General features: G+C 62.3%; 8 protein-coding genes. 2 read left to right on the top strand and 6 right to left on the bottom strand.

What is annotated here, in order from left to right; genetic code table 11:
* Positions 1-2 precede the first annotated feature (2 nt).
* The 6 genes from ACMUVN_RS25715 to ACMUVN_RS25690 all read right to left on the bottom strand — a co-directional run bounded on the left by ACMUVN_RS25715 (position 3) and on the right by ACMUVN_RS25690 (position 7,723).
* Entirely contained in the window at positions 3-521 is a 519-nt protein-coding gene (locus ACMUVN_RS25715) for a hypothetical protein (protein ID WP_025570355.1), read from the bottom strand.
* Positions 522-597: 76 nt separating this feature from the next.
* A complete protein-coding gene (gene urtD, locus ACMUVN_RS25710; protein WP_025570354.1) occupies positions 598-1,353 on the bottom strand; it encodes an urea ABC transporter ATP-binding protein UrtD in 756 nt (251 codons plus the stop codon).
* Positions 1,354-1,358: 5 nt separating this feature from the next.
* A complete protein-coding gene (urtC, locus tag ACMUVN_RS25705) occupies positions 1,359-2,522 on the bottom strand; it encodes an urea ABC transporter permease subunit UrtC (protein ID WP_025570352.1) in 1,164 nt (387 codons plus the stop codon).
* On the bottom strand, positions 2,519-4,138 hold the full coding sequence (gene urtB, locus ACMUVN_RS25700; protein ID WP_047618677.1) for an urea ABC transporter permease subunit UrtB: 1,620 nt from the start codon (positions 4,136-4,138) through the stop codon (positions 2,519-2,521). Before urtB ends, urtC begins: the two co-directional genes overlap by 4 nt.
* 199 nt (positions 4,139-4,337) lie before the next feature.
* Positions 4,338-5,630 (bottom strand): urea ABC transporter substrate-binding protein, encoded by a 1,293-nt coding sequence (gene urtA / locus ACMUVN_RS25695; RefSeq protein WP_025570349.1) that lies wholly within the window; start codon positions 5,628-5,630, stop codon positions 4,338-4,340.
* Between the two features lie 188 nt (positions 5,631-5,818).
* Positions 5,819-7,723, bottom strand: coding sequence for a phosphatase PAP2 family protein (locus tag ACMUVN_RS25690; protein ID WP_414815624.1), 1,905 nt, complete (start codon positions 7,721-7,723; stop codon positions 5,819-5,821).
* Between the two features lie 179 nt (positions 7,724-7,902).
* On the opposite strand from ACMUVN_RS25690, the gene ACMUVN_RS25685 reads away from it, so the two are divergent.
* Both ACMUVN_RS25685 and ACMUVN_RS25680 read left to right on the top strand, forming a co-directional pair.
* Positions 7,903-11,289: an ATP-binding protein gene (locus ACMUVN_RS25685; RefSeq protein WP_414815623.1), complete on the top strand. Its 3,387-nt coding sequence runs from the start codon at positions 7,903-7,905 to the stop codon at positions 11,287-11,289.
* Complete coding sequence (locus ACMUVN_RS25680) at positions 11,282-12,199, top strand: DNA-binding response regulator (protein ID WP_025570343.1); 918 nt, start codon at positions 11,282-11,284, stop codon at positions 12,197-12,199. Before ACMUVN_RS25685 ends, ACMUVN_RS25680 begins: the two co-directional genes overlap by 8 nt.
* Positions 12,200-12,277: the final 78 nt, after the last annotated feature.

Below are 12,277 nucleotides of genomic sequence, written 5' to 3'. Positions count from 1 at the left end.
CATCAGTTCATTAGGCCACGCCTCAGCGTCTGCAGGGCGTGCTCCTGTTCCGTCGTTCTCTCGCCGCCGACCGCGGCCACGTCCTCGGCAATACCGATCAATTGCTGACGCTCTTGCATGTCGAGCGCCTCTATCCAGAGAGGCCGGAACCGGCGGATCGGATCTTCGGGACTGGTGACGTTCTTGGACGCCCACTCGCCGAAAACCAGCACCTCTTCCATGTCGCCCGGCCGGATGATGCCTTTCATGCGGTTGCGAACGACATCCTTCGCAGCGTCGACATACATCGGCTTTTCCTTGGCAAGGCAGAAGAAAAAGGCCACCGCCGCAATCGCCGGATCGGCGATCGAGGCCAGCGGCGCGACTTCGGCCTGCTTGCGAAACTTTTTGCGCTTATAAGCGCCCCGCATCCGCTCGACCGAATCGATGATCTCGTTTCCCGCTTCACGCGCCATTTTCAAACGCCAATACCAGACGACCGCGCCGCTGAGCGCCACAACCAGAATACCGAGAAAAGCCATGATGAAACCCCACAGTAAAACCCGCCCGTTTTAGAGCGTCTTCTTTTGTCAGGTTCAAGTCTCCAAGTTGCACTGATCACCGCCCCAGATAGTTCTCGATCACCTTCGGATCGGAACTGACAAAATCGATCGACCCTTCCGCCAGCACCGAGCCTTCGGCAAGGCACGTCACCTTGACGCCGAGGTCGCGGATGAAGCCCATGTCGTGCTCGACGACGACGACCGAGCGGGTCCTAGCGATATCCTTGAGCAGGACCGCCGTTTCCGCCGTTTCCGCATCGGTCATGCCGGCCACCGGTTCGTCGACCAGCAGGAGTTTCGGCTCCTGCGCCAGCAGCATGCCGATCTCCAGCCACTGCTTCTGCCCATGCGAGAGGTTGGCGGCGAATTCGTCACGGCGGTGCGTCAGCCGCACCGTTTCCAGGATCTCCTCGATGCGCGCCTTGTCCTCGCCCGAAAGCCGGTAGAACAACGTCGGGAACACACCACGACGCCGGTTCAGCGCAAGCTCCAGATTGTCCCACACCGTATGGCTTTCGAAGACCGTCGGCTTCTGGAATTTCCGGCCGATGCCGAGCTGGGCGATATCGGCTTCATCCTTCTTGGTCAGGTCGATCGTGCCGTTGAAGAACACCTCGCCCTCATCGGGCCTGGTCTTGCCGGTGATGATATCCATCATCGTCGTCTTGCCGGCGCCGTTCGGGCCGATGATGGCGCGAAGCTCACCGGGCTCGATAACGATCGACAGCGAATTCAGCGCCTTGAAGCCGTCGAAGGAAACCGACACGCCGTTGAGATAAAGCACGCTGGTGGGTTTGACGTCGGGAATCACTGTGCTCACTCCGCTGCCTGGATTTTCGGCTCGATGTCGTCTTCTTCAGCCGCCGGCGGGGCAGCCTTGGAGACAAGCTTCTGCTTGCCGAGATATTGCGCAATCGTGCCGACGACGCCCTTCGGCAGGAACAGCGTCACGGCGACGAAAAGGCCGCCCAGCGCAAACAGCCAGATCTCCGGGAAGAGGCCGGTGAAGATCGTCTTGCCGCCGTTGACGAGGATCGCGCCGATGATGGGCCCGATCAGCGTCGCCCGCCCGCCGACCGCCGTCCAGATGACGACTTCGATCGAATTGGCAGGAGCGAATTCGCCCGGATTGATGATGCCGACCTGCGGCACGTAGAGCGCGCCGGCAATGCCTGCCATCATCGCCGAGACGACGAAGGTGAAGAGCTTGAAATGCTCGACGCGGTAGCCGAGGAAGCGCGTGCGGCTTTCGGCATCGCGCACGCCGACCAGCACCTTGCCGAATTTCGAGCGCACGATCGCCGAGGCGATCATCAGCGACAGGGCCAGGAAGATCGCGGTCGCCGCAAAGAGGCTCGCACGCGTGCCGTCCGCCTGGATGTTGAAGCCGAGGATGTCCTTGAAATCGGTCATGCCGTTGTTGCCGCCGAAGCCCATATCGTTGCGGAAGAAGGCCAGCAGCAGCGCATAAGTCATCGCCTGGGTGATGATCGAAAGATAGACGCCGTTGACGCGCGAGCGGAAGGCGAACCACCCGAAGACGAAGGCGAGCAGGCCGGGCACGGCGAGCACCATCAGCGCCGCAAACCAGAACTGGTCGAAACCGTACCAGAACCAGGGCAGCTCCTTCCAATTCAGGAACACCATGAAATCGGGCAGGACAGGATCGCCGTAGACGCCGCGCGAGCCGATCTGGCGCATCAGATACATGCCCATCGCATAACCACCGAGCGCGAAGAAGGCGCCGTGGCCGAGCGAGAGGATGCCGCAGAAGCCCCAGACGAGATCGAGCGCCAGCGCCAGCAGCGCATAGGTCAGATATTTGCCGAACAGCGCCATGATATAGGTCGGGATGTGCAGCGGGTTGGTCGGGCCGGTCGCCAGATTGAGCACCGGTACGAGAATGGCGACCGCCAGCAACAGGGCGATGGCAATCGAGATCCTGCGATCGAGAGACCGGAGAAGGAAGGCCGTAATCACGCTTCCACCGCCCTTCCTTTGAGTGCGAAGAGCCCGCGCGGACGCTTCTGGATGAAGAGAATGATGAGGACGAGCACCAGGATCTTGCCGAGCACGGCGCCGGCGAAAGGCTCGAGGAACTTGTTGACGACGCCGAGCGAAAGCGCGCCGACCAGCGTGCCCCAGAGATTGCCGACACCGCCGAAGACGACGACCATGAAGCTGTCGATGATGTAGCTCTGGCCGAGGTTCGGCGAGACGTTATCGATCTGCGAGAGTGCGACACCCGCCATGCCGGCGATGCCGGAGCCGAGCGCGAAGGTGAAGGCGTCGACCCAGCCGGTCCGGATGCCCATTGAGGAGGCCATGCGCCGGTTCTGCGTCACCGCCCGCATCTGCAGGCCGAAGGCGGAACGCTTCAGCAGCATCAGCAGCGTCAGGAATACCACGACCGAAAAGACGATGATCCAGAGCCGGTTCCAAGTGATGGCAAGCCCGCCGAAATCGAAGGTGCCGGACATCCAGCTCGGATTGCGAACCTCGCGGTTGGTCGGGCCGAAATAGCTGCGCACCGCCTGCTGCAGGATCAGCGATACGCCCCAGGTGGCAAGCAAGGTTTCCAGCGGCCGGCCGTAGAGATAGCGGATGACGACACGCTCGATGATCAGGCCGACGAAGCCGGTGAAGATGAAGGCGGCCGGCACCGCAAAGGCCAGCGAATAATCGGCAAGCTCAGGAAAGGTCGAGGTGATGTATTCCTGCACGACATAAGTGGTGTAAGCGCCGATCATCACCATTTCGCCATGCGCCATGTTGATGACGCCCATGACCCCGAAAGTGATGGCAAGGCCGATTGCCGCTAGCAGCAGCACCGAGCCGAGCGACAGACCGTACCAGACGTTCTGGACGATATCCCAGAGCGCCAAGCTGCGGTTGATCGAGCTGATATGCGCCTGGATGACGGGCTTCAGATCTTCGGGCGCCGTTGTCAACGCCGTGGTCAGAATGGTCAGGGCGTCGCGACCGCCGCGGGCTGCGACCGTATCGATCGCCTCCTTCTTCTCGGCGGCGCTGACATCGCCCTTCAGCACCATCACGGCACGGGCCGCTTCCATGGTGCTCTTGATCTCGGCGTCCTTCTCATCCGCCAGCGCGGAATTAAGCAGATCGAGGTTGGCGGGATCGGCATCCTTCAGCAGGCCTTGAGCCGCAGCAAGGCGAGCGCCGCGATCGGGGCTCAGCAGCGTCAACTGGCTCATGATGGTGCCGATCAGGGTACGAACGGAATTGTTGATCCGGACTTTGGACATCATGTCGGGATCGAGATCGGCGACAGCCTCGCCGGTGATCGGATCGGAAAAGGTCGGCTCGTCTTCGGTGCCGCCTTGGACGAGAACTGGACCGCCCTCCTCGGAATTGACATAGAGCAGGCCGTCGCTCAACTGCTGCAATATCTGGCTGACATGCGCATCCTTCGAGGCGACGAGCGCCTTGATGGCGGCTTCGCGCTCCGGAAACCCGCCGGTGCCGAGCGCATCGACGAGGGCATGGATATCGTCCTGAGCCTTCAGGCCGGCCGTCAGCCCCGAGAGGGTCAGGCAAAGGGTCAAAAGAAAAATCTTGATGGCGCGATACATCGGCTTTCCCGCCTAACCAGAGCATAGTGTGAAATGCTCTATCTCAGTGTTCTCACGCAATTCCGGACACAGAACCGCTGTGCACCTTTGTTGGAATTGCTCCAGCGTTGCCTTCTCGGCAGCGACCGCCGGGGACGGAGCTTCCGCCCGGATTTGCAATCCGGACGGAAGTCTTCAGGCTCGTGTCAGGTCAGCTCGCTCAGGAGCCCTTGCCGCCGCACTTGCCGGTCGCGACATTGAAGTTGCCGCAGGACATAGGCTTGCGCCAATCGGAGATCAGGTCCTTGGAGTCGGGCAGGTAGTCCGACCATTCGTCGCCGACGACGGCAGGCGTCTGTTGGACGATTTCGAACTGGCCGTCGGCCTGGATTTCACCGATCAGCACCGGCTTGGTGATGTGGTGGTTCGGCATGACGGTGGCATAGCCGCCGGAGAGGTTCGGAACGGTGACGCCGATGATGTTGTCGAGAACGGCATCGGTATTGGTGGTGCCGGCAGCCTGGACAGCTTTGACCCAGGCGTTGAAGCCGATATAGGCGGCTTCCATCGGGTCATTCGTCACGCGCTTGTCGTTCTTGGTGAACGCATGCCATTCCTTGATGAACTTCTTGTTGGCCGGGCTTTCGACCGACTCGAAGTAGTTCCAGGCGGCGAGATGGCCAACGAGCGGCTTGGTGTCGAGACCGGCAAGCTCTTCTTCACCGACCGAGAAGGCGACGACGGGAATATCGGTTGCCTTGATGCCCTGGTTGCCGAGTTCCTTGTAGAAGGGAACGTTGGCGTCGCCGTTGATGGTGGAGACGACGGCAGTCTTCTTGCCGGCCGAGCCGAATTCCTTGATCTTGGCGACTTCAGTCTGCCAGTCGGAGAAACCGAACGGCGTGTAGTTGACGAGAATGTCTTCCTTCGGAATGCCCTTGGCTTCGAGATAGGCTTCGAGGATCTTGTTGGTCGTGCGGGGATAAACGTAGTCGGTGCCTTCGAGCACGAAGCGCTTCACGCCTTCGGTGTTCATCAGGTAGTCGACGGCCGGGATCGCCTGCTGGTTCGGAGCCGCACCGGTGTAGAAGATGTTGCGCGAGGATTCTTCGCCTTCATACTGCACCGGGTAGAAGAGCAGCGAGTTCAGCTCTTCGAAGACCGGCAGCACGGATTTGCGCGAAGACGAGGTCCAGCAACCGAAGACGGCAGCGACCTTGTCCTTTTCGATCAGTTCGCGTGCCTTTTCGGCAAACAGCGGCCAGTCGGAAGCCGGATCGACGACGACGGCCTCGAGCTTCTTGCCGAGAAGGCCGCCCTTCTTGTTCTGCTCGTCGATGAGCATCAGCATGGCATCTTTCAGCGTCGTTTCGGAAATCGCCATGGTGCCGGAGAGCGAATGCAATACGCCGACCTTGATCGTGTCGTCGGCGGCAATCGCCCCGCTGAAAGCGGCCGATGCCGCCATGACGGCGCCGAGCGCAGCACCGGTGATAGTGGTTTTGAGATTCATCAGGTTGAGCCCCTCTTCTTGTTCCGCAACAGGCCGGAAACGGAGATTAACTGTTGCTTAAGGGACTATCGGGTGCTGCAGCGCAAAAACACATACGCAAAATGACGTAGGTGCGGGGGTCAAACAGACAGGCCGGGGCAGGAAGGGCATCCCACAGCAGCGATGCCCTGTCCGCTCGATACCGGAAATTATCCGTCGATCGTCAAGGTAACCGTTGTCGGGCTGTAGGAGAGGCTCGCCTTGTGGCCGGAGACCGTGAGCTTGCCGAAGGTGCCGGTCACGGCATTCGCCTTCAAGATCTCGATCTTCGTTCCCGGCGTCGGGGCATAGCCATCGGCAAGCGTCACGTCGAGATCGCCGGCCAGCACCGCCTTGCCTGCGACGACCAGCGCGCCTGCGCCGTTAGCGCCGAGCGTCGGCTTTGCTGTCGCATTGGCGAGCTGCTGATAGTCGCCGCTCACGGTCAACGGCTTATCGGCCGCCAGAACGAGCGAACCGCCATTGACCGTCAGCCCGCCGGTACCGAAGGCCGAGGATGAGCCGGCCACCAGCACGCCATCTTCCAGCACGGTGCCGCCGGCATAGCTGTTGGTGCCCGAAAGCCCGAGAATGCCGCTGCCGCGCTTCACCAGCTTGCCCTTGCCGCCGATACCGTTCCGCCAGGTATCGATCGCATTGAAACCGCCCTTTGCCGCGTCCATCGTCACGGTGACATCCTGCTCGAACGCGCCATAGCCATCGGCGGCGGCAAACAGGTTGAGACGGCCGTAGCCTTCCGCGTCGTCGATGAGCGGATAGCCGAATGCAATCGCCGTTGTGCCAAGCACGTCACGGCGTTGCGCGCCGTCCAGATAGGGCAGACGCGTTTCGAGAAGCGCTTCGGCGCCCTGCGGCACGCGAGCCGGCTGATCGGTCGCATGGATCGTCGGCAGGCCGTAGGTCAGGCGCTGCAGTACGTAAGCGCGGTTGGCGTCATGATCGGCGAAACGGTCTGCCGCGAGCGGCGCTGCATGCGCGGCGACTTCGAGCGCACCCGCATCCGCAACGCCTGATTTGGCGATGAGCCATGCCTGCGCTTGGGCATACGCATCGCTCTTCAGCGCTGAGTTGTCGGCCTTGTTCAGATTGTAGACGACCGTGGCGGTGCCGAGCATGCGGCCGCCCATCACGTCGAGAGGAGAATGCATGCCGGCAAGGATGCGGTCTTCACCCAGTTCGCTGGCGCGCGTGATCATTTCCTGAAAGCGCTGCGGCACGAGATAGGCCATGGCCAGTGCATCCCGCCAGGCTTCCGCCGTATGCCCGCTCGGGAAACCGCCGTCTTCGACCGGCTTGCCGCTTTTGGCGGGCTCCAGCGTCGGGACGACCGACACGTCCTGACTCCAGCGATACGGACGGCCATATTTGAAATAGCGCTTGGCAGGCTCCGTCGAACCGTCGCCGCTTGCGGCGTTGATGAAGTCGATCGCAAGGCCCATGTCCGGGTTGGCATCGGTCTTGTTTTCCGCGTCCGGCTTGCTGCCGGCGCCGCGATTGTTGCCCTTATCGTCGTATTTGACCGTCGTCGCATCAGCCGCCACCTCGGTGATCGTGGTGGTCTGCTTCGAGCCGGCCTTCCAGGCATCCGTCAGCGGACCGAGACCATCGACGATGCTGGCATTCTTGCCGCGCCGATCGTCGAGATAGGCGGCCAACGCCTGATCGGCCGTCCGCGCCCGCGTCGCATTGACGACATAGGCGATGTTGGCGTCATGGACGGCCTGGTTGACGATATGGCCGTCGGTCTTGCTGGCGGGAATACCGTCCCAATCCGTCTTGGCAACCGCCGGACAATTGTCCTTGGCCGGGGCTTCGACACCCGCATCGACGAAAGGCGTGCGCGGGGTCCAGATTTCGAGGAAGCCGGAGAGGAGGTGAACGGCGGCATTGGTGTCCGCCGTCGAGAAGCAGGCGTCACCACGTTTGTTGGTGTTTCCAGCCTCCGCATAAGGAACTTTCGCCGCCGTGGCCTGCTCGGCGCTGGCAAGCGATGGCACGATGGAAAGAAGGCAGACAAGGGCGGTGCTCAGGCGGCAAAGGCTTAAAACAGACATGGTGATACCCGAAATGGTTGAACGAACGCCGGGAGAGTTAGAGCGCTTATGTGACAGATCAATTGCAAAAATATTGCCATTCTGTGAACCAGCCGGCACCCGCCTCTTGCCTTTCCCGCCCATCCCGCCAAAACTGCCGGAGAGACGATGAGCCCCAACCGGAATGCCGAAAGGAAGACATGGCAGCGCGCCAACGCATCATTCCGGTAAGACGCGAATATAATCGCTGGGTCGCCAACCAGACGCTGGAAGATTACGCGCTGCGCTTCACCGCCAAAAGCGCCCGCCATTTCTCCTCGCAGCGCATCTCGCAGACGGCGATCGGCGCGATTTCCTTTCTGGCGCTTGAGGCGATCGGCGGTGCGATCACCCTCTCCTACGGCACCACCAACGCCTTTTATGCCATTATCGTCGCCAGCATCGCCATGTTGGCGATCGGCTTGCCGATCAGCCGCTACGCCATCCGCCACGGCGTCGACATCGATCTGCTGACGCGCGGCGCGGGCTTCGGCTATATCGGCTCGACCATCACCTCGCTGATCTATGCGAGCTTCACCTTCATGCTGTTTGCGATCGAGGCATCGATCATGTCCGGGGCGCTGGAGCTTACCCTCGGCATCCCGCTCTGGATCGGCTACATCATCAGCGCCGTCATGGTGATCCCGCTGGTGACGCACGGCGTGCGGCTGATCAGCAAGTTCCAGCTGATGACCCAGCCCTTCTGGATCGTGCTGAATATTCTGCCCTTCATCTTCATTGCCTTTTTGGACTGGGAAAAATTCGACCTCTGGCGCGCCTTCGCCGGCATTCGTCACGCCTCAGGCCCGCCGGGCACCATCGCCGAATTCGATCTGGTCGAGTTCGGCGCGGCCTCCGCCGTCATCCTGGCGCTGATGTCGCAGATCGGTGAACAGGCCGACTTCCTGCGCTTCCTGCCGCCGGACCCGCAGCGCAAGTGGCGCCATCGCCTGGCGGTCTTTCTGGCCGGCCCCGGCTGGGTCATCATCGGCGCGCCGAAGCTGCTTGCCGGCTCCTTCCTGGTCGTGCTGACCTTCACCTCGGGCGTCCCCCTCGACCGCGCCGCCGACCCGGCGCAAATGTATCTGACCGCCTTCGGCTACATGGTCCCCTGGCACAATGCGGCGCTGCTGTTGATGGCCGCCTTCGTCGTCGTCTCGCAGCTGAAGATCAACGTGATGAACGCCTATGCCGGCTCGCTCGCCTGGTCGAATTTCTTCTCGCGGCTGACCCACAGCCACCCCGGCCGTGTCATCTGGCTGGTCTTCAACGTCGCCATCGCCCTGCTTCTGATGGAACTCGGCATCTACCGGCTGCTGGAGGAGACGCTCGGCATCTTCTCGATCATCGCCATGGCCTGGCTGTGCACGATCTCCGCCGATCTGTTCATCAACAAGCCGCTGGGGCTGGCTCCCCCCGGCATCGAGTTCAAGCGCGCCCACCTCTACGACATCAATCCCGTCGGCCTCGGCGCCATGACGCTGTCGGCGACGGTATCGCTGATTGCCCATTTCGGCGCCTTCGGCGAGATCGCCGCCTCGCTCGCTCCCTATATCACCCTGGTCATCGCGCTGATCGCGTCGCCCGTCATCGCCTGGGCGACCAAAGGCAAATTCTATCTCGCCCGCAAGCCGCGCCAGAGCTGGAAGAACCTGACGAACATCACCTGCTCGGTCTGCGAACACCCGTTCGAGCCGGAGGACATGGCCTGGTGCCCGGCCTATGCCGCACCGATCTGCTCGCTCTGCTGCTCACTCGACAGCCGCTGCCACGACATGTGCAAGCCGGCCGCCCGTTTCAACGCGCAGGTCGGCACCGTCGCTAAGGCGCTGCTGCCGGATACCATTGTCGGAAAGCTGACGACGCGCCTCGGCCGTTACGGCATCGCCGTCGTGCTGGCATTGACCGCCATCGGCGCGATCCTGGCGATGATCGCCCATCAGGTCGCCGCCGCCTCGCCCGAGACGGCCGAGGTCGTCAACCGGACGATCCTCATCGTCTTCTTCGTCTTCTCGGTGATCTCAGGCGTCGTCTGCTGGTTCTATGTGCTCGCCCATGACAGCCGCGTCGTCGCCGAGGAGGAATCCTCGCGCCAGAACACGCTGCTGCTCAAGGAAATCGCCGCCCACAAGAAGACCGACGCCGCCCTGCAGAATGCCAAGGAGACGGCCGAGGCCGCCAACCGCGCCAAGAGCCGCTATGTCGTCGGGCTCAGCCATGAATTGCGCACGCCGCTGAACGCCGTGCTCGGCTATGCCCAGATTCTCGAGCGCGACGAGACCATCCCGGCGCCGCGCCAATCCTCGATCAAGGTCATCCGCCGCAGCGCCGAACACCTTTCCGGGCTGATCGACGGCCTGCTCGATATCTCCAAGATCGAGGCCGGCCGCCTGCAGGTCTATTCCAACGAGATCAACATCCAGGATTTCCTCGACCAGATCGTTGATATGTTCCGCCCGCAAGCGCAGGCAAAAGGGCTCGCCTTCATCCACGATCGCTCAGCCGCTCTGCCGCAATTCGTCCGCACCGACGAAAAGCGCCTGCGCCAGATCCTCGTCAACCTGCTCTCCAATGCCATCAAATTCACCGACGAAGGCAGCGTCACCTTCGATGTCGGCTATCGCAGCCAGGTCGCGACCTTCACCGTCGCCGATACCGGCCGCGGCATTACCGAGAAAGACCTGCCCCGCATTTACGAACCCTTCCAGCGCGGCGAGGCCGAAAGCGTGCGGCCGATGCCGGGGCTCGGCCTGGGACTCACCATCACCCGGCTTCTGACCAACACGCTCGGCGGCGAGATTTCGGTTTCGAGCGTGAAGGACGAAGGCTCGACCTTCCGCGTGCGGCTGATGCTGTCTGCCGTCATGCGCGTTGCGGCCGCGGCACCGCAGGAAAAGCGGATCGCCGGCTACGACGGCCCGCGGCGCACGCTCGTCGTCGTCGACGACAACGAAGACCATCGCGAGATGATGCGCGAAATCCTGGCGCCTCTCGATTTCATCGTGCTGACGGCGGCAGGCGGCGGCGAATGCCTGACGCTGATCGAGGGCATCATGCCGGATCTTTTCCTCGTCGACATCCTGATGCCCGGCATGAACGGCTGGCAGCTCGTCTCGCGTCTGCGCGAGGCCGGTCAGACGGCGCCAGTGCTGATGCTTTCGGCCAATATCGGCGACGCGGCCGCTCTGATCGACAGTGACGACAGCCACAACGACGCGATCGGCAAGCCGGTCGACATCCGCCAACTGCGCGACAAGCTCGCCCTGCATCTTGGGCTGAAATGGATCTATGCCGACGCCGCTCCTGCCATTCCTGTCAAGATCGAAGCGCCGATGGTAAGCCCAGGTGCCGCCCATGTGCAGGAATTGCTGCGGCTTGGCGAAATCGGCTATATCAGAGGCATCGAAGCCAAGCTTTCGGATCTTGCCAAGGTGGAGGCAAATCAGCCATTCACCGAGCAGCTTCGCGTCTATGTCGCCGCCTTCGATCTCGCCGGCTTCATGACCTTCCTGCACGACTTCGACGAAAAGGTGGAATCCATTGGCTGAGCCGGCCCTGCCCCGCGACATAGTTCTGCTCGTCGACGACTCGGCCGAAGCGCTCGGCTTCTTGACCGACGCGCTCGAACAATCCGGCTTCTCCGTGTTGATCGCCACATCTGGCGCGGCGGCGCTCGGTATCGTCGAGCGCATCACCCCCGATCTCATCCTGCTCGACGCGGTGATGCCCAGCATGGACGGCTTCGAGACCTGCCGCCGGCTGAAGGCGAATGCCGCGGTGGCGCAGGTGCCCGTCATCTTCATGACCGGCCTGACCGAAACCGAGCATGTCGTGCACGCGCTGGAATCCGGCGGCGTCGATTATCTCAGCAAGCCGATCAACATCGACGAGCTGCGCGCCCGCATCCGCGTGCATCTGCGCAACGCTCGCTCGGCCCAAAGCGCCCGCATCGCGCTGGATGCAGCCGGCCGCCATCTGCTGGCAGTCAAGGGCGACGGCGCCATCCACTGGTCGACGCCGCAAGCGACACGGCTGGTCAATGCCGCCATGGGCAGCGATGACGGCATGGACATCGTCGTCCGCCATATCGCCGGCTGGATGCGCGACCGCGTCGCCGCAGTGCGTGACGGCATCATCTCGATCGCCCATGCCGGCCAGGCGGCGCTCCAGCTCGCCTTCCTCGGCGCGATCGGTCCCGACGAATATCTCTTCCGCCTCACCGCCGCCAATCAGCGCAGCGACGACGAGGTGCTGCGCCAGCGCTTCTCGCTCACCCAGCGCGAATCCGAAGTGCTGCTCTGGATCGCCAAAGGCAAGGCCAACCGCGACATCGGCGAAATATTGGGACTGTCGGCGCGCACGGTCAACAAGCACCTCGAACAGATCTACGTGAAGCTCGGCGTCGAGAACCGGGCATCAGCCGCCGTAAAGGCAACGCATGTGCTGCACGAGATGTGAGGAAACATCAAAAGTCCCCCTCTGGCCTACCGGCCATCTCCCCACCTGTTGTACGGCCCTGATACATAGCTGACAGGT

Source organism: Rhizobium sp. IY2, from assembly GCF_047532935.1.
GTDB classification, from domain to species: Bacteria; Pseudomonadota; Alphaproteobacteria; order Rhizobiales; family Rhizobiaceae; genus Rhizobium; species Rhizobium anhuiense.
This window is presented reverse-complemented; position numbering and strand designations above follow the sequence as displayed.

Excerpts from the sequence above, each read along its gene's own strand:
- ACMUVN_RS25715 (WP_025570355.1), bottom strand. The coding sequence starts at position 521 with ATGGCTTTTCTCGGTATTCTGGTTGTGGCGCTCAGCGGCGCGGTCGTC.
- ACMUVN_RS25685 (WP_414815623.1), top strand. The coding sequence starts at position 7,903 with ATGGCAGCGCGCCAACGCATCATTCCGGTAAGACGCGAATATAATCGC.
- urtA (WP_025570349.1), bottom strand. The coding sequence starts at position 5,630 with ATGAATCTCAAAACCACTATCACCGGTGCTGCGCTCGGCGCCGTCATG.
- ACMUVN_RS25690 (WP_414815624.1), bottom strand. The coding sequence starts at position 7,723 with ATGTCTGTTTTAAGCCTTTGCCGCCTGAGCACCGCCCTTGTCTGCCTT.
- urtB (WP_047618677.1), bottom strand. The coding sequence starts at position 4,138 with ATGTATCGCGCCATCAAGATTTTTCTTTTGACCCTTTGCCTGACCCTC.